Below are 17,708 nucleotides of genomic sequence, written 5' to 3'. Positions count from 1 at the left end.
GAGCAACCAGGGTTGCTCGTTTTTTTACATCCAGTAATAATCCACTTTTTGAATCCATTACCATTAATTATACGTATATATAAATATATTGTGTGCTTGAGGCGAGAATAGGTTAAAGAGAACAAAAGGATATGTAAGCGAAAGGAGGAAGCGTTATGGAACTATACTTCAGGGATAACTTTTTTAACGCGGGTTACACCGAGATTATGAATCCGAATCAGGAACAGGCCGGGCATCTGGATTTGAAAAGTGTCTTTGGTTCTTCGCTCGATGTATCGGATAACACGGGATTGGTCTGCAGCGGCAAATTTCGCATGTTAACGAATCGTTGGGATATCACTGCAGCAGATGGGAGACATCTGGGTGTGTTGCGGGCGAGATTCAGTTTTTTTAGTAAAAAGTATGAATATGACGCAGGATCACGCGGTACATATGATGTGTCTGCTCCAGCATTTTCGCAGGAATATGATATAAGTGGCAGTGGTGGCCGCATCGTGGCCAGTTTCCGTCGCACCAGCGGCTGGTTTAGTTCAGGGGCATTTGTATTAGATAACCAGTCGGAACAACTGGACACGTATGAATTAATTGCAGTGGTCATGGGCGTGCACGCGATTAACAAAAGACGGAACTCGGCTGCCAGCAGTGGTGGAACGTAGTACAGGAGCGCATTAACCGTCATCTTAGCAAAGGCAGTCCCTTCAAGACTCGCTTAACCTTGTTCATAGCAATGTGTTGGACACTGGAAACGATTTTAAGTGGAACGGAGTAAAGCTGGTTGCCACTTCACGATATTTTACGAGCAAGCAAGTATACCAAAAAGGTTTGGATGAAATTATCCAGACCTTTTTTTTTCGTATATGGATTTGATTTGGCTTTTGAGCAATAGTTATGGTTAACCCAATCTTACAAAATCATTGACCATCGGCTTTCGCAAGGGGCTTTTCCTCACGTTGGTGGTGCTGAACTTCATTGGAGCATTCGGAGTCCGTATCAGGATCTTTTTCCGCATAACGTGCCAGTGCCTTCGCAGCTGTTTCGGACATTCGCTCCCGCAGTACTGTGTGGTCAGCAATTCGAACCCGTTTGCCGAGAAAACGCATTTTGGATAAGACGTAATCCATCTCATTGCGCGGAACGGTCAGCTCGATCCGATATGTCTGCTTGGCTTCCAGGTACTCGACCTGTTTTTCGAAGCAGGAGAAGGCATAGAGGATTCGGGACAGCTCCTGATTGAACTCGGGCAGTACCTCGATGGTGATGGTCGTTTTACGCTTCTCTGTTATCGCAGCAATTCGGGCAGTGTAACCCGAGGCGGTATCCGGTTCAACCGGTTGGGCTTCCACGGTAACGATGCTGTGCAGCTTGGTCGACATGAGTTTGTCGAAGCGAGGAGCATACCAGAGCACGTACCATTCTTTTTTGACCATGGAATACTCCAGTTTATACGGGAAGCCGAATTCATCATGGCTCGTGCGTCCATTGCGGACGCGACCCGTCATGCGAAATCCCTGATGATGCAGAATGATTAGCCGTAACTGTCGAAGTAGTGGGTGAGAGACACTGTTTTCTTCGCTTTTGGCTTTTTCGGTCAGGTAATCTTGAAGGTTCAGGTCCTGCTCACTATTCAACATATTGTGCATTTTATCCAACGTTACAGGGCTCAGCGCTTCTCTCGTAGCAGGGTGATTCAGCATCATGCGAAGCCAGGCCCGTTCCTGTGAGGTCCAGGTGAACAGTCCGGTTTCATTCAGTCGTGTCATCATCTGATAGTTGAACATCTTCTCGAACAGGTTCATAATATTCCGCAATCTCCTTCCATTCCTTGATCATCTCTTGGCGTAGTCTCTGAGGTGCGATTACTTCACAGCTTGAGCCAAAACTCCGCAACCACGGTTTGATCTCAGTGGTACCGTTGACCTGGATTTCGTAGAGAAAGGTATGATCCGTTTCGGGTATAATTTTGCCCCATTGACCTTGCAGACGAACCCGATCCAGAATAAAGTTGCGCTGACCACGCTCCGGGTGGAAAAAGCGAGCTTGAACCGTCACGGTATTTCCCGTATCCACGAGCCAACTGTAGCGACTAATGTCGGTCCACTGCTGCTTCAGTTTGAGCATGTATTGCTCTTCTACTGAATCCTGTTCCTCCAACTGTGTTATGCCTTCCATGCGGAATTTCACAAAGCCGCGCCGGCCCTGATATCCAATTACATACCAACGACCATACTGATGGTCATAGATCACTTCAAGGGGCACGATCCGGTTGGATCGACCACCTGCTTCCCGTTCAAAGCGCGGATTCGTATTCTGTGAACTGTAGCTGGATGGTTTTTTCGGTGAATAGTATAGGAACTGCACACGTTTACGCTGACGAATCGCACTAAGCAGCGTGTAGAGATGAGCTTCGTCCAGGATACGAGAATAATAGTGATACTTATAGATATAGGGCTCGGTAGCTTCTTCTTGCGGGAAACTTGCCGTAATGGCTTTTTTTAAACTGTCGCGCAATAAGTACCCCTGTACGGAAGGAACCTGGGTGTTCGCCATCATATCCACAAAATCATACAACTCCAGCTGTTCCTCCACTGTTAATTGGGTAAGGACGTCCTGTTGTAAGGCATATTGATATGGCCTGCCACCCGGCTCTTTTCGAATAACCCCAACCTCTTCCAGATACTTTAGATCGGAACGAATGGTTTTCTCGTCAGGTAACGCCAGATCCTCCGGCAGATCAGCACAGCAGGCGTCCAGCAGTTCCATCGCGGTCAGGGTTTTATGTTGTAAGGTATGCAAAAGGACAGAAAGCCGCTGAACTTCAGTCTCTTTCATCGACTTGGCGCGGAAGAGGAAGAGCAACATAGGCTCTGCCGACTCCCCGTATTGGAAGCGGACGAGATCTGCCATTTCCCGGCCTGCTTCGGCACTTGAGCGTTGGTCGGCGACGGTCTGCATGATTTCTTTTAATCTGCGATTGGTTTTATCAAAGGTATGTACGGATATGCCAAGCCGCTCGGCATATTGTTTGCGGTTATATGCACCGCTTGTTAGGGATAACATGCGTAAGAACTGAATTTCTTTGTCAAAACTCTCTCTTGCCATGAACATTCACTCCTTGTTATCCCTTCATTGTAGCAGGATGAGTGGCAGGTTTCATTTTAAACTTATGATGGTCGCCATACTTTCGCCATGTTCGCGTGCAGATGTGTGAGGCATAATAAGGTTGTGAAGCGGGGCAGCAACAAACGCTGCGGATCAAGGTTCCGAGGCGCCAGGGAGGGTTACTTCGACTGTTAATCGACCAGGTCGTTGGTTCGAATCCAATCGCCGCCGTACATGGCGGTGTAGCTCAGCGGTAGAGCGGGTATTATACCTTCCCACCTTTTTCCTCGGAACATTTTATTATGGAATATCAGTAAATAGACTCACACCGGGAGGTCATGAGTGATGAGCAGAGCGAAACAATTATTTAATCAACCTCAGCCAACGACACGTAATCATGGGGGCTACGGAGCCTATGAGCGATTGGTGGAGGAACAATATATACAGATGTTGATGACCAATACTTTGAACAATACGTTCTATGCAGATACCCAGCAACTGATGGACGATGCGATGGTCAGTCATCAGGAGATGGCTGAGGTCGATGCAGGGTTTATGGCGCGGGCGCTGGTCTATGCTCGTAATGAAGGTTTGATGCGGTTACAGCCTCTATACGGGCTGGCACTGCTGTCCAAAGTGGATGTGGATCATTTTGCAAAGGTGTTCTCCCAAGTCGTACAGACACCGGCTGATTTGGCTGATTTTCTGACCATTCTGAGAGGATTGGGTCGGGGGCAGGGCGGCCGAGCGGTGAAGCGTCAGGTGAGTCAATTTTTGAACGGCATTACTGAATATTGGGCGATCAAATACAACGGGCGTGGGCGTGGATACAGTCTGGGCGATATGATCGCTACAGCACATCCCAAGCCGATAGATACGAAGCAAAAAGCCTTATTCCGTTATTTGCGCGGGCATGAGGTGGATCTTACGGAACTTCCGCAGTTGCAGGCGCTTGAAAAGCTGAAAGCTACCCCAAACCCGGCAAGCCGGATGCATCTGATCGAGAAAGGTAAACTCCCGTATTCGGTGGTCACCTCGATCATGCAACCGACACGTACGGTGTGGGAGGCGTTAATGTCACAAATGCCGACTTTTGCGTTGCTGCGCCATCTGAATGCAATGGATCGTGCGGGTGTTTTTGAGAAATCGAAAAATATCGATTACGTAACAGGTCGTCTAACGGATGCAGAAGCCCTGCGTAAGTCGCGCATCTTACCTTTCCGATTCGCCAGTGCGTATGAAATGATTGCGAGGGAAGAACTGCGGGATGCTTTGCGACAAGCGGTAGAGCTATCCATTGGCAACCTACCAACGCTGCCGGGAAGAACGGCTATTTTCCTGGATCGTTCCGGTTCCATGCAAGGGGATTATTTACGGATTGGTTCGGTGCTGGCACTGGCGCTTTATAAACAAACAAGAGGTAACGCACTGTTCTGGTTATTCGACCATATGGTTGAGGATGCTCGTCCCAAGATGGATGAGAGCATCCTTTCCCAAGCTCACCTTATTCGCGCACAAGGTGGAACAGACACCGGTCGACCGGTGCGGGAACTTCGGGATATCGGAGAAAAAGTGGATCAGATCATTATGATCACCGATGAACAGCAGAATGAAGGCAGCCCGTTATATGCTGAGCTTGAGCGATATCGCCGGATGATGAATCCGGAGCTGAAGGTATTTATTGTGGATATAGCACCTTATCAGCAGGCAATGGTACCGCCACGGGATGGCAAAACCTTTTACATCTACGGTTGGAGTGAAACGGTATTGACGTATATTGCCGAGACTGTGGCAGGATATGATACACTCGCGAACCGGGTGAGAGAGATAGAGATTTAAATTGGGGAATTTGGAGGGGACGGACCATGACCTACGTTCATGAAGAAATGAGAGATACGATTAGACAACAGCTGAAGCAGATTGAACAGGAGGAGCAGGTAAGGATCATCTATGCCTGTGAATCTGGCAGTCGGGCGTGGGGGTTTCCTTCACAGGATAGTGATTATGATGTTCGTTTCTTGTATGTAAGACCGCTGGAGTGGTACTTGTCGATTGAGGATAAAAGGGATGTTATCGAACGCCCCATCAGTGATCAGCTCGATATTAATGGTTGGGATCTGCGTAAGGCTTTGAAGCTGTTTCGCAAATCAAATCCACCGTTACTGGAGTGGCTGCAATCCCCCATTCAGTATGATGAACAGTATAACGTGGCACAGCATATCCGTGCACTGTCGCCTTTGACCTTCTCGCCCAAGTCCTGCATGTATCATTATCTCAATATGGCAAAGGGGAACTTCCGCGATTATTTACAAGGTGAGCAGGTGAAGATCAAAAAGTATTTCTATGTTCTACGTCCATTGCTCGCTTGTGGCTGGATTGAACGTTATGATGCGATGCCACCGATGGCATTTGAAGAGCTTGTGCAAGAACTTGTACCTGCGACTACGCCGCTATATATGGAGATTCATGAATTGCTGCGCCGGAAAAAGGCGGGCGAGGAACTGGATCTGGAGCCGCAACTGCCCGCAATACAGGCTTTTTTGGCGGAGAAGATTGAGCATTTTGAACAACTGGCCGGCCAGATGGAGAATGAGCGGATTATTCAATTTGAAGAATTGGACCGGATTTTCCGTTTGGCACTGCAAGAAGTATGGGGGAACAATTAGGACGTTTCTTCTCACCCAGGCAAGCGATTCGATGATGAATGTCCGCGTCCGAATGTTTTATAGTCCAGGTCGGCTGGCTGATTGTGACGAATTGCAATTGCTAGGGAGAGTATGTTCTAAGGAACACAGGACGTCTTATATGGCCTCCAGGGTGCCTTTTTAAAATGTAAGGAACATGGGACACGTTATTGTCCGAAAAAGTCGGATAAAAGGCTGGAAAATGGCGGTTTAGCCCCATATAGCGTGACTTGGGTTCGTTAGGTTTCAAGGGGGCTTCTCATCATGAAATAAGACGCCAGCGATTCGTTAGCGCTCCATCATGCACTTGTGCTGCTTTGGCTCAGGGACGTTTAAGTACGCTTGGGCTTTCAGCAGGTTTGCAAGAAACGCACTAGTGCGTGACGACATTTTTCATATATAAGGAGGAGAACTGATGCATCTGATCTTGAAAGCAAGCGGCGCTGACGCGGGGGTTGTATCCCATTTATTAGCGAAGAATCCGCTGAATATATATGACCGCGTAGACAAAGGTGTGCGTGTAAGAATGGTGTACACTGCGGCTACAGAGAACGAAACAGAAGTACTAATTCATGCCGAGCCTGATCCTGTGGATCTGGTCAGAGGTACACCTGATGGGTATGACATTACGCAATATATCAATGATCGTGAGTTCGTGACCAGCAGCTTGTTCTGCTCCTACATACGTGGGGCGCTAGGGACGGCCTTGAATGGTAAGCCCAAGGAAGACTATGTGCAATGGGTAGGTCATGCTTTTGAGTTGGAACTGACCTTTGGACCAGTGGCTTCCGATCTGCCGGATCGAGTTGTGGAAGAATTATTCTCGCCATTAGGATACGCCGTTTCGGTGGAGCGTGGAGAACTATCGTATTCATTTGATCTGAAAAATAAAAGCACGGTTCGCCATATCATCCTGCGTGGACGTAATACGGTACAACATGCACTGCGTCAGCTTTTTCTACTGATTCCAGTGCTGGATAATTACAAACATTATTTCATCAGTGAAGATGAGATCGATAAAATCAAACGGTATGGTGAAGGGTGGCTGGATGCTCACCCACTGAAAGAACTCATAGTGAAGCGTACGCTACGTTTTACCGAACTGATTCGGCAGTATGAGCGTCAAGAGGGTGCTTTGACTGTGTCCTTTGGACAGGACAGAGGAATAGGCCACACCTCGGAAGCGATTATTCAGGAGAATAAAGCAGGACATCAGGAAGAAGGAGAACAAGAGCACCTGGGGTCCGAGTCCGATAGCGATGAGAAGCAACTGAATGCAGATTCTAGAGGTACAGGTGAAGGTACGGATGCAGATACAGAGATAGAAGATGGTGATGCAAAGATTGCTGATGTAGATACAGGTACAGCTGGAGGAGATGGCGGGCAATCTGAACAATCTGAACCTCCTGTGCGGTTAAACGAGTTGCGTTATCGTGCGATTACAGATGTGGTTGCAGCGTTGCCAGTCAAACGGCGCATTGTTGATATGGGAGCGGGTGAAGGCAAGCTTTCTGCCCGTTTGGCGTACATTCCCGGTGTGGAGGCAATTCTGGCCGTTGAACCTTCCGGTCAGTCGCGGCTCCGGGCCATGGAGCGCTTTGCTAAGTTGGAGGGTCGTTCAGGAGTGGTGGCTATGCCGGAACCAATCATCGGTTCACTGTTTTATTTTGACGAGCAGATGCAAAACCAGGACGTCATGATCCTGTGCGAAGTGATTGAGCATATTGAGGAATATCGTCTAAACGGAATTATGGATACAATCATGAACGAATATCAGCCAGAAGTGCTGCTGGTCACTACACCAAACAAGGAATATAACGAAGTGTATGCTATGGAGCAGGAAAGCTTTCGCCACCATGATCATCGCTTTGAGTGGACCCGTGCGGAGCTGGTTTCCCGGTGTGAGGAATGGACGCAACAAGGGAACTATGCCTATGAAATTAAAGGTATCGGTGAGCATGCAGAAGGTTATGGAAAACCTACCCAACTGGTCATTTTTGAGCGGAGAAAGGAGAGCCAATCATGAGGAGAATAATAACACCGAACGAAATCTCGGATGTAGGCAGAGGGCAGCAGGATAGGGAAAGTGGGACGGAGGAAAGACAGCGTGAGATTCATCTACCCAACGCAGGCATTGTCGTTCTTGTCGGCCCGTCCAACAGTGGCAAAAGTACGTTGCTGGATCGTCTTGTTGCAGAAAGCGTCATTCGCCGCACGGAAGCCGTCTCATCCGATCAATTCCGCATGCTGGTTGGAGATGATGAGTATGTGGATTGGAAACACCGTCCCCGCAGTGAAGCGGATGTGATCTATGCGGAGTATCAGCAAGTATCGGCCAAAGCATTTGAAGCGATGGAGGCGATTCTGGCAACCCGCTGCCGCCTGAACAAGCTGACCTGGGTGGATGCGACACATCTGTATCCCGAGGATCGCGAGCGCCTGATTCAGGTGGCGAGAAAGGCTCATGTGCCTGTGATTGCTGTCGTGTTGGATATTCCGGAAAAAGAACTACTGGAACGTGATGCCCAGCGGGAGTATCCGCGTGGCCGTCAACGGGTGAAACAACAGGTGCAGCAGTTCAAGCGCACATTACGCTCGATCCGTGAGGATGGCTTTGATGCCAGTTATGTGCTGAAGCGGCCAGATGAGATTACGTTTGTCCGCACATCCAATCCGCTGGTGACTGACATGGGTACAGGTATTGATATCATCGGAGATATTCACGGTTGTTATGATGAAATGATGGAATTAATCGTGCGCCTCGGATATGTGGACAAGGACGGAAGTGGCCTGTACCGTCACCCTGAAGGACGCAAATTGGTCTCCGTTGGTGACGTAACGAGCCGTGGACCTGAATCGTTAAAATGTCTGTTGTTCTGGCAACGTCATTGTGCCGCCGAGCTCGCCTACATGATTGACAGTAATCACGGCTGGAAGATCGCACGTTATCTGGATGGTCGAGACGTTACGCTGAGTCATGGTGACGAACGGGTGGAGATGGAACTGCTACAGTTTGAGCAGGAGCACGGCCAAGAGACAGCAAAGCGAGTACGTGCAGAGCTTAGGACCTTTCTGCTTGATGCACCATCTCATCTGGTCTTTTCCCGAAATGGGGTAAGACAGGTGGTTGTGGCACACGCAGGGATACGAGATCATTTTATCGGAAAACAGTCCAAACGTATTCAGGATTACTGCCGGTATGGCGATGTGGAAGGTACGGATGAGCAGGGTCGGCCAGTGCGCAAGGATTGGTATGTGGATCACAATTCGGGTGAATGCATCGTCTGGGGACATGATCCCCGTCCATATCCTACGATTGTGAATGATACGGTCAACATTGATCAAGGTGTCGTTTTTGGTGGCATGCTCACTGCTTGGCGAATGCCAGAACGTGAGGCAGTCAGTGTTCCGGCGAAGCAGGATTATTCTGGAGATCCGGATAGTCCATTAAAGCGCTGGGAACAGCGGCGTTTTGCTCCGCCAAACATACGTAAGTTCAAGGAGGGTTTCACAGTTCAGACAGCATCCAAACTCGACGTGTCTGTGCACGGTGAGGTGGCGAAGACGGCGATTGATACGTTTTCCCATTATACTGTGCCGCTGGAAGAACTGCTCTACATCCCGCCTACGATGAGTCCGCCCCCGGGTGTCTGTTCTGTAGAGGGGTATCAGGAGCATCCGCAGGATGCGTTCCAGTATTATCGCTCACAGGGCGTTACCCGTATGGTTGCCGAGAAGAAACACATGGGCAGCCGGGCCATTTTACTTCTTTTCCGCGATGAGCAAGCTGCGGTGCAGCGAGTGGGCCGACCTATGCTGGGGAACATTGTGACACGGACAGGCCGATCCTTTTTTGACCCTTCAACAGAGCAAGATGTGCTGTCAAGGTTACATACGGACTTGACTGCAGATGGGTATTTTGATCGTCATCAGACGGAGTTCGTACTGCTCGATGCAGAGATTGTACCTTGGAATCTGAAGGCGCGTGAGCTGATTGCTTCACAATATGCACATGTGGCCGAAGCTTCGCTCATGGATCGCTCTACGGTGCTGGACAAACTGCGCGAAGCTGAAGCGGCAGGTCGTAATGTAGATGACTGGTTGCAGGAGACAGCAGGTAAACTCGCTAATGCGGAGACATTTCGCGATGTATTCCAGAAATACTGCTGGGATGTGGATGATATCGGAGATATTCGGATTGCGCCGTTCCACACACTGGCACATAGCTCAGGAGCATTTTGGGAGCAAACGCATGAATGGCACATGGAACAAAACCGTGAGTTTGCCCGGATATCAAAATTGATGATGAAGACGGAATATCGCGTGATTGCAAGTGAGGCAGATGAAGCGGATGTCATTCGTTGGTGGGATGAGATTACGGCGGAAGGACATGAGGGGATTGTGATCAAACCCGAAACATTCCGCGCCTGGAATAGCAACAAAATCATCCAGCCTGCGATAAAAGTACGAGGACGTGCATATTTGCACATCATCTATGGTATGGATTACCTGGCACCCGACAATCTGTCCCGGCTTCGTAAACGCAAAACGTCCAAAAAAGAACGTCACGCCTTAATGGAGAGTGCTTTGGGCATGGAGGGGATCGAGCGCTTTATACGCAGAGAGCCAGTGGAACGAATTCATGAATGCGTGCTGGCGACGCTTTCGCTAGAATCAGAGCGAGTAGACCCGCGTTTGTAAACTGTTATGTGAAAATAAATTTTGTTATTAACCTATATTGTATGGGTAATTATGGTATGATACTCTGGCCAAACTAATTGCTGGAGGTTATCCGTATGCGTATCAAATTAATAAGCAGTTTGCTTGCCATTTTTATGATTTTTGCTACTGTTGCATCTGCCCATCCGGGAAGAACAGATGCAAATGGGGGACATACCTGTCGAACCAACTGTGCAAAATGGGGGCTGAAACAAGGGGAATATCATTATCACAACGGAGGTTCTTCTTCGAGTTCCAAATCTTCCTCTTCAAGTTCATCCAGTTCAGGAAGTACCAAGAAAAGTAATAAGTCTTCAACGGCAACCCAAAAGAAAGCCACTCCTAAACCAGAATATATCAAGTCTGCTATTCAGGTGAAGGTGAATGGTTCCAAGGTTATTTTCACCGAGTCTCCAATTATAATGAATAACACAAATCTCGTACCTCTGCGTGAGATGGCCAAAGCAATGAAAGCCAAAACGTCTTGGGACAGTAAGACTCAGACCATTACCGTTACCAAAGACAAGTACAAGCTAATCTTTACCTTGGGCAGTAAAAAGGTGAAGGTGAACGGAAAAGAAGTCACCCTACAGGCAGCACCCAAGGAAATTAAGGGAACGACGTACATTCCCCTCAGAGTTTTGGTAGAAGGGCTTGGGGCATCCCTCACTTCATCTGGTAATACGCTGACGGTGAAAGTCAAATAATAAGAATAAGAATTCATAAAGAAGCAGGTTAGGAGTTTATCCGGCCCTGCTTCTTTTTTTGTATATGAACTTCGTTAAAGCGAAACCTTATCAGGCCATTTTACTTGGCGCTGCAACTTTTGACATGACCTGGATCAGTCGGTATGAGCAACGGCGCGAATCTCAATCAGTTGATGAGGGAAGGCCAGACCCGATGTCCCAACCATCGTAACAGCCGGACGATGAGTACCAATATACTCTTTATACACAGCAACACATGGCTCAAGATGCTCCTGCGGGTGAACCAAAAAAATCTCCAGTTCAGCAATGTTCGACTTGGTCACGTTAAATCCTGCGAGCACGCGATCCAAGTTATTCAATGTCTGGCGAACCTGTGCTTCAATATCATCGACACCAATAAACGTTCCCTGCATATCATGCGAAAATTGTCCTGCAATGTAGATCGTACCGTTAATGCTGTATCCCTGAGCAACGCTAAATGCTTCTTCCCACGGGACACCGTGGCTATATATTTGAGCTGTAGTCATAAGTTTCTCTCCTTTGGGAATTCAAGATAAGGTTAGTATAAACGGAGAAAAACGACTTGGGCAGTACGCACTTTCATGACAGTGACTATCCATTAGGATAGTGTAAACACGGTGTTTGTGAGCCTAACGACTCATTCCAGAGAATCTTTATATCAGGATATTTAATTTAGGTATAACTAACTTAAGTCCTATATCCTTCCACTAGAATCTGGGTAATAATTATAGTAGGCAAGTGATTAATGGAATCTCATAACGTAACGATAGGGGGTAACCTGTATGGCATCTGTGATTCTGCTGGTGAAACAGACGGAGGACGATGAGAAGGTTATTTATCGCTTCGGACCGAATGAGCGAAAGATGGGGCTCATTGAGATGAATAAGATTAAGGAAAGTGTGAAGGAACTGGAACCTGTCCAGGTGGATGGGGTAAGCCCGAGTTTTTTCTTTAACCGAGCCGCGCAGCGACTGGTACGATGTTTATTCAGGGAAGGCGGCAAGTTCCCGGAACGAACGACGTTTGAAACATAGTTTTAGCACCGCAAAAATAAGTCCACAACCCTGCTCATGGGTCATGGACTTATTTTTCGTTTCAGAACGTTTTGGCATAAGAGATAAGTGCCGTAATTGTGATGATGTTAAGCAACGTTGAGATTAGTACTGTCTGGGCTGCAAAGTCGGGTTCGTTATCGTATTCTTCTGCGAGAATGGATGCGTTGACACCCGTCGGCATACCGGAAGCGATAATAAGTGCCTGTGCAGCGATACCTTCCAACCCAAGCAGTAGCACAATTGAAATCCCGATAGCCGGGCCAATCAGAAGACGCAAAAATGTGCTAATATACACATCAAGGCGATACAGTTGAATTGGATATTTTACAATCTGTGCCCCGAGTGTCAGAAGCGCCACGGCAACCATACTTTGCTGCGCATAGGTCAGCGGCATGGACAGGAACGTAGGCAAGGGAACCTTCCACATGTGTAACAGAATCCCCAGCAAGAGTGCATACGGAACGGGCATTTTAAGAAATCCAATAATCACGGCACGGTAATTACCTTTGAGCTTCGCGCCCTGAATGGACAACACACCATAGGTGAATGTCAGTAATGCTTGTAAAGACATGACCAGCGCCTGAATGGATGAGGCTAGTGGATCGCCACGGAATACCAGTGCATTAATGGGCAGTCCATAGTTGCCTGCGTTATCCAGCATAATACTGTTGTTGAAAGCAGCCTTCATGCCTTTATTCATCCGAAGCGAGCGCGCAAATACAGAACCTACAATATAGAGAATCAATACATATATCGCGTAAAAGAGTGTCACGGTCCCAAGCAGTTCGCCCGACATATCCGAGTGGTACATGCTCATAAAGACGGCTGCGGGGGTAATACAATAGAAATTGATTTTGGCGAGGGTGTACAAGTCCAGCTTGAACACCTTTTGCATCCAGGACCCGACGGCGATCAGGAGAAAGACGGGCAGGACGACTTCAAGCATGATGTCTGCAATCATTAGTTCAGCTTCCTTTTTCATGAAAATTTCAATCCGATTTCGAAAATACTTTGCTTATTATATCATTTTATACACACACGAAAGATTTAATTAGCTAAAAAAGATAAGGGGGCTTCCCATCATGATTCCAGATCATCTGGATGTTGGTTTATCGATATTGTTTATTGGTTTCAATCCGAGCATTACGTCTGGAGAGACGGGTCATCATTATGCTTACAAAGGAAACCGGTTCTGGCGCATTCTTGAACGTTCGGGATTAACCCCGCGTTTATATGATGCACAGGAGGATGGAGAGTTGCTGAAGCTGGGATATGGATTCACGAATATTGTGGCCCGTCCCACCAGAGGTATGGAGGATATTACGAAGGAAGAGTACGCAGAAGGACGACAGATTTTACGGCAAAAGCTGGAGGAATACCGACCAGACATCGCCTGTTTTGTCGGAAAAGGAGTGTACACCCAGTACAGCAAGCGTACCAAAGTGCAATGGGGATTTCAGGACGACCCGGTCGTCAAGGAAATTCAGGAGTTCGTCGCTCCGTCGTCCAGTGGACTCGTGCGCATGTCGATGGATGAGATTGTGGCGATCTATTCCCAGCTTGCTGATTTTGTTGCGGAGAAGAACAGGGAAGATTAAGAGGCAAGTAAGGCAGGAGAGAGAAAGATAGCAAGAATATACTGCCACGGAATGTGGATTCGGGGTTCCATAAAATTCACCACGAAGCCTATAGAGAATGTGCAGCGGCAATCACAGAATGTAGGTATGCAGAGTTCACCCAGTCGGCTTTGCCGATAAGGGCGAATTCTTTTTTTTGGATAAAGTGAGAGGTTTCGGGAACGGCTTCCGTCTATATAGTACAGAACCATGCATGGAAGCTGTAGAGAAGGGGGATTACATGACTCAACAGATACCGGAGGAGGAGCTTATTCAGCGCATTGTTGCAGGGGATAAGCAGTTGTTCTCCGTGCTAGTGGATCGATATAAAAATAAAGTCTACGGCATCATGCGCGGAATGGGCGCGAGTCATCCGGATGCACAGGATCTCGCTCAGGATACGTTCATTCGTATCTATCGTTATCTCCCGTCGCGGCGGGAGGGAAGCAGTTTCTCGTCGTGGGTGTACACCATTGCCGTGAATCGGATGCGGGATTTTATGCGGGAAAAGAAAACCGTCATGTCTCCGGTCGATCAGGCGATCGAACCTGTCAGTAATGAAACACCGGAAAAACGTGTGCTGCATAAAGAGATGCAGCGTGAAATATACCGCCAGCTCGAACAATTACCTGAATCGTATCGTCTGGTGTTATTACTAAAGTACACAAACGAGTTGAGCTATGAAGAGATTGCAGACATTACAGGCATGAGTTCAACCAAAGTACGAAACGCCCTTTATCGCGGGAAAAAAACGCTGAGGAAGCAAATGGAACGCAAAGGAGGTTTAGCTACGTATGAAGCCTATTTCAAGGGATGAAGATCGGTTGTGGGAGGAGCACCTGTACCGTGAGGAGCCGGACGCAGATTTTACGCTTAAGGTCATGCAGAAGCTGGATGGCGTATCTATGGAAAATGGAGAAGATGAGCATCCATTCGTGAAAAAATCCAAGAGAGCGCCTTGGATGCGCCGGACTGGAATTGCTGCAGCGGCAGTTGTGATTCTTGCGGGAGGGGGGTGGTTTGCTTTTGACCGAACAGCAGAGCCACCCTCACCCTCAGTGAGCGCTGTGGATCGCACCTCGCTACCGAACATGGCTGTGCCGGAAGAGTTGAAATATTCCTATTTTGCAGATGATTACAAACGTCTTAAACCTCTCGGACTTGTAGTTAATCCAGATATCAATATCAATGACCAGGGCTACACGCTTAAAATTGAAGACGTGCTTGTAGACCGATCTCATATGGTAATGACCATGCAACAAACAACACCTGATGGATTAGGGGTATCACGGTTTCTGCCTGAGTTGGGGAGAATTCATGTTACGGATGAAGAGGGGCGACAGGTCGCCACTCTTGCAAGAGATGCAAGAACAAAGGGCCCTCTAACTGAACGATTGTTATTCCAGTTTCATGATGAAATTCCGGATCAAGTGGTCGTGCGGGGTGAACTGCGTAATTTAAATGTGGGCAGATATTATGATTACGAGAAGAAATCCTACGAAGATAGAGATGTTACGGTGGATTGGAGCTTCAAATTCAAGATCGATATGACCAAAGCCAAATCATTGGCTGTTGAAAATTCTATGGATAACACATATACGACGCCAGAAGGACTAAAGCTTGATATGACACAGCTTGTACGCACGCCAAACGGAACCCGGCTTGACCTGAATGTGAGTCTGGATGATGAACTTCGTGCCAAAGTTGATGAGAATTGGGCGAGCTATATGAGTATCATCTACCATCTTGAGATTCCTGAAACAAATGAATATCGAATTTTCAATGGAATAAGACCAGATGCCCGTCAAGCCAAGTTCCAGCTCCAAGATCAGAGTGACTTGAGGAACGGTGGGCCGTTGAAGTTGTCAGAGACATGGGACCCTGCGTTGGTAACGGTAGATGCGAAGAACATTCGCTTTGTTCTGGATGGTTACACCCTGCCGGTGAAAGAAGAGAAATCAGTGGAAGTTGATCTGAATAAGAGGCGTAAGGACACGAATTTTTATACTTTTGCACAATTTGAACAGCTTGGAGATAAAATATTATTCTATGATTTTGAGTACGAGCCACTGATGGAATCGTATGATCCTCCGAAGATTGATGTAAAGGAAGGGTATTCACTAGTTCTGAAGGGGAGTGGGACGTTCCGAAATGCTTTCATGGGTGATCGCTGGGTTGCAGTAGATTCGGATGGAAAAGAGTATCCTGTTGAAGTGAACGGTTATCCGGATCAACCTAATAATAACGGTGAATACGTTGAAGATGATCTGCAATTAAAAATTCGGGGGTTTAACGAAGAAAAGGGTACAAAATTCACTTTGAAAAGAACCGTAGTCAATAGAGAGTATCGCGATGTGAATTGGGAAGTGGATCTTCCGTCGTACAGTAGCCTGCCTTGGCTGAAATAACCAGTAGTACAATTCTTAGACATGAAGTAAATGAAGCTTCGAATGGATGATATAAGGATGGGTGGATGAATCAGTAGATTTAAGTGTGAATGTACAGGAATATAAGGATATAAGCCTAATATACGAAAGAGGCCCTGCATAATGGTATGCGGGGCCTCTTTCATATGTACCAGACTCACGGGACAGCAAGTACCTAACGAATTCATCTTCAGAAAAGAGTGGTTACCTTTTCCGAATTATGCCGATTCCCTTGGAATCAACGTGGTCGATAACATGACGGTTTCTTTTGGTGTCCCCGGGCGTTCTATCCGGCGTTGTAAAGCTTCAACGGCACGCTGTCCAAGTTCCTCTTTGCACAGATTAACTGTGGTTAGAGGGGGAGAAGACGTGACTGCGGAGTGCACATTGTCGATACCGATGACAAGGCAATCTTTCGGTGTGGAGATGCCCATTTCCTGTAATTTGTGCATCCATTGCAAGGCAATATCATCATTAACACCAATCCAGGCATCGGGACGTTTGTTATCTGGCATGTTTTGAATGGTGGTAGCGAGTTGGTTAACCCATTCGCCGTTCTCATACGGAATGTTCCATTCTCTGAAGCTGGTCGTATGACTGGTATCCACATGGAAATGGTTCAAAGCCAACTCTATCCCGATTTTCCGCTGGGCAAAGCTCGCAGCACGACCATCATCTGTGATGAGGCCGATCCGTCGGCAATTCATAGACATTAGATATCTAGCCACGGTGATGCCAGCTTCCAGATTATCATGGCTGATCGTATCACAATTCAGCAGGGGTTCCTGATGATCTACCAAAATAATAGGCCGACCCGTCTGAGAGAGTCGTTGCAGAACCGTATGCGGGAAAGCTCCCATGACAATAATCCCGGCACAACGTTCCCAGTCCAAGTGAGGAGCAATAGCTTTTTCGGGAGAGGTGTTCTCGTCCGTCACTCCGAGTGAGGGAGATACAATGGCATGATGCCAACCACGCTCATTACAGGCGGAGATCATGCCTGACAGAACACGTTGCCAGTAGTGGGGTTCACCGCGGTTGAGCTGATTCATGCAAATGAGAACAAACGGTGGATCGGACGGATCTGCATGGTTTGCAGTAGCAGAACTATTGCTAGTACCTGGAGTACTTTGGCGATACCCCAGTGCCCGAGCGAGTTCCAGAACCCGTGCGCGTGTTCCTTCACTGACACCCGTCTTGCCACTGAGTGCGCGGGAGACGGCATATTTGGATAATCCGAGCTGGTCAGCCAGCGTCTGAATGGATACTTTGCGTGACATATCATTACTCCTTCATTTGACGATCATCTTCTGACACAGTACACTTACAAATAATAATGTTATTATAAATTATCATAACAAAAATAACAATATAGTTATAA

Annotated in this window: 15 protein-coding genes; 10 read left to right on the top strand and 5 right to left on the bottom strand. The window is 47.5% G+C overall.

All coding sequences use genetic code 11. The features are described from left to right. The first annotated feature begins 155 nt into the window (after positions 1-155). A complete protein-coding gene (locus tag C161_RS20525; RefSeq protein ID WP_036672424.1) occupies positions 156-656 on the top strand; it encodes a hypothetical protein in 501 nt (166 codons plus the stop codon). A gap of 255 nt (positions 657-911) precedes the next feature. Here C161_RS20525 and C161_RS20520 read toward each other — a convergent pair whose 3' ends face one another. Continuing rightward, positions 912-1,796 carry a WYL domain-containing protein gene (locus tag C161_RS20520; protein ID WP_036606431.1) on the bottom strand — a complete coding sequence of 295 codons (885 nt, stop codon included), beginning with the start codon at positions 1,794-1,796 and terminating at the stop codon, positions 912-914. Then, complete coding sequence (locus C161_RS20515) at positions 1,744-3,099, bottom strand: helix-turn-helix transcriptional regulator (RefSeq protein WP_036606433.1); 1,356 nt, start codon at positions 3,097-3,099, stop codon at positions 1,744-1,746. Before C161_RS20515 ends, C161_RS20520 begins: the two co-directional genes overlap by 53 nt. Before the next feature lie 345 nt (positions 3,100-3,444). On the opposite strand from C161_RS20515, the gene C161_RS20510 reads away from it, so the two are divergent. From C161_RS20510 to C161_RS20490, 5 genes are all read left to right on the top strand, one after another. Continuing rightward, on the top strand, positions 3,445-4,938 hold the full coding sequence (locus tag C161_RS20510) for a TROVE domain-containing protein (protein WP_036606435.1): 1,494 nt from the start codon (positions 3,445-3,447) through the stop codon (positions 4,936-4,938). Between the two features lie 26 nt (positions 4,939-4,964). Continuing rightward, positions 4,965-5,765, top strand: coding sequence for a nucleotidyltransferase domain-containing protein (locus C161_RS20505; protein WP_036606437.1), 801 nt, complete (start codon positions 4,965-4,967; stop codon positions 5,763-5,765). Between the two features lie 433 nt (positions 5,766-6,198). Next, entirely contained in the window at positions 6,199-7,809 is a 1,611-nt protein-coding gene (locus tag C161_RS33090) for a methyltransferase type 12 (RefSeq protein WP_036606439.1), read from the top strand. Continuing rightward, the gene (locus tag C161_RS20495; RefSeq protein WP_084650413.1) at positions 7,806-10,484 is read left to right on the top strand and encodes a polynucleotide kinase-phosphatase; all 2,679 of its coding nucleotides are present in this window, start codon (positions 7,806-7,808) and stop codon (positions 10,482-10,484) included. The genes C161_RS33090 and C161_RS20495 overlap by 4 nt, the downstream gene beginning before the upstream one ends. A 95-nt stretch (positions 10,485-10,579) precedes the next feature. After that, positions 10,580-11,209, top strand: coding sequence for a copper amine oxidase N-terminal domain-containing protein (locus C161_RS20490; RefSeq protein ID WP_036606441.1), 630 nt, complete (start codon positions 10,580-10,582; stop codon positions 11,207-11,209). 134 nt (positions 11,210-11,343) lie between these two features. Here the strand turns inward: C161_RS20490 and C161_RS20485 are convergent, their stop codons facing one another. Continuing rightward, positions 11,344-11,736: a RidA family protein gene (locus C161_RS20485; RefSeq protein ID WP_036606444.1), complete on the bottom strand. Its 393-nt coding sequence runs from the start codon at positions 11,734-11,736 to the stop codon at positions 11,344-11,346. A gap of 276 nt (positions 11,737-12,012) precedes the next feature. On the opposite strand from C161_RS20485, the gene C161_RS20480 reads away from it, so the two are divergent. Continuing rightward, on the top strand, positions 12,013-12,264 hold the full coding sequence (locus C161_RS20480; protein WP_036606446.1) for a hypothetical protein: 252 nt from the start codon (positions 12,013-12,015) through the stop codon (positions 12,262-12,264). Between the two features lie 61 nt (positions 12,265-12,325). On the opposite strand, the gene C161_RS20475 is transcribed toward C161_RS20480, so the two are convergent. Continuing rightward, positions 12,326-13,246: an AEC family transporter gene (locus C161_RS20475; protein ID WP_017690279.1), complete on the bottom strand. Its 921-nt coding sequence runs from the start codon at positions 13,244-13,246 to the stop codon at positions 12,326-12,328. Positions 13,247-13,367: 121 nt separating this feature from the next. Between C161_RS20475 and C161_RS20470 the strand changes: the two genes are divergently transcribed. The 3 genes from C161_RS20470 (at position 13,368) to C161_RS20460 (ending at position 16,309) form a co-directional block, all read left to right on the top strand. Continuing rightward, on the top strand, positions 13,368-13,883 hold the full coding sequence (locus C161_RS20470) for a mismatch-specific DNA-glycosylase (protein ID WP_036672422.1): 516 nt from the start codon (positions 13,368-13,370) through the stop codon (positions 13,881-13,883). Between the two features lie 259 nt (positions 13,884-14,142). After that, a complete protein-coding gene (locus C161_RS20465; RefSeq protein WP_036672419.1) occupies positions 14,143-14,718 on the top strand; it encodes an RNA polymerase sigma factor in 576 nt (191 codons plus the stop codon). After that, positions 14,696-16,309, top strand: a complete 1,614-nt coding sequence (locus C161_RS20460; protein WP_036672417.1) for a hypothetical protein — start codon at positions 14,696-14,698, stop codon at positions 16,307-16,309. The genes C161_RS20465 and C161_RS20460 overlap by 23 nt, the downstream gene beginning before the upstream one ends. Before the next feature lie 236 nt (positions 16,310-16,545). Here the strand turns inward: C161_RS20460 and C161_RS20455 are convergent, their stop codons facing one another. Then, on the bottom strand, positions 16,546-17,607 hold the full coding sequence (locus tag C161_RS20455) for a LacI family DNA-binding transcriptional regulator (RefSeq protein WP_036672415.1): 1,062 nt from the start codon (positions 17,605-17,607) through the stop codon (positions 16,546-16,548). Between the last annotated feature and the right edge of the window lie 101 nt (positions 17,608-17,708).

It is taken from the genome of Paenibacillus sp. FSL R5-192 (assembly GCF_000517845.1).
Lineage (GTDB): Bacteria > Bacillota > Bacilli > Paenibacillales > Paenibacillaceae > Paenibacillus > Paenibacillus amylolyticus.
The sequence above is the reverse complement of the archived record's forward strand: the minus strand, read 5'-3'. Positions and strand labels throughout refer to the sequence as shown.

Excerpts from the sequence above, each read along its gene's own strand:
- C161_RS20460 (WP_036672417.1), top strand. The coding sequence starts at position 14,696 with ATGAAGCCTATTTCAAGGGATGAAGATCGGTTGTGGGAGGAGCACCTG.
- C161_RS20490 (WP_036606441.1), top strand. The coding sequence starts at position 10,580 with ATGCGTATCAAATTAATAAGCAGTTTGCTTGCCATTTTTATGATTTTT.
- C161_RS20515 (WP_036606433.1), bottom strand. The coding sequence starts at position 3,099 with ATGGCAAGAGAGAGTTTTGACAAAGAAATTCAGTTCTTACGCATGTTA.
- C161_RS20480 (WP_036606446.1), top strand. The coding sequence starts at position 12,013 with ATGGCATCTGTGATTCTGCTGGTGAAACAGACGGAGGACGATGAGAAG.
- C161_RS20520 (WP_036606431.1), bottom strand. The coding sequence starts at position 1,796 with ATGAACCTGTTCGAGAAGATGTTCAACTATCAGATGATGACACGACTG.
- C161_RS20470 (WP_036672422.1), top strand. The coding sequence starts at position 13,368 with ATGATTCCAGATCATCTGGATGTTGGTTTATCGATATTGTTTATTGGT.
- C161_RS33090 (WP_036606439.1), top strand. The coding sequence starts at position 6,199 with ATGCATCTGATCTTGAAAGCAAGCGGCGCTGACGCGGGGGTTGTATCC.
- C161_RS20465 (WP_036672419.1), top strand. The coding sequence starts at position 14,143 with ATGACTCAACAGATACCGGAGGAGGAGCTTATTCAGCGCATTGTTGCA.
- C161_RS20505 (WP_036606437.1), top strand. The coding sequence starts at position 4,965 with ATGACCTACGTTCATGAAGAAATGAGAGATACGATTAGACAACAGCTG.
- C161_RS20455 (WP_036672415.1), bottom strand. The coding sequence starts at position 17,607 with ATGTCACGCAAAGTATCCATTCAGACGCTGGCTGACCAGCTCGGATTA.
- C161_RS20510 (WP_036606435.1), top strand. The coding sequence starts at position 3,445 with ATGAGCAGAGCGAAACAATTATTTAATCAACCTCAGCCAACGACACGT.
- C161_RS20475 (WP_017690279.1), bottom strand. The coding sequence starts at position 13,246 with ATGATTGCAGACATCATGCTTGAAGTCGTCCTGCCCGTCTTTCTCCTG.
- C161_RS20525 (WP_036672424.1), top strand. The coding sequence starts at position 156 with ATGGAACTATACTTCAGGGATAACTTTTTTAACGCGGGTTACACCGAG.
- C161_RS20485 (WP_036606444.1), bottom strand. The coding sequence starts at position 11,736 with ATGACTACAGCTCAAATATATAGCCACGGTGTCCCGTGGGAAGAAGCA.
- C161_RS20495 (WP_084650413.1), top strand. The coding sequence starts at position 7,806 with ATGAGGAGAATAATAACACCGAACGAAATCTCGGATGTAGGCAGAGGG.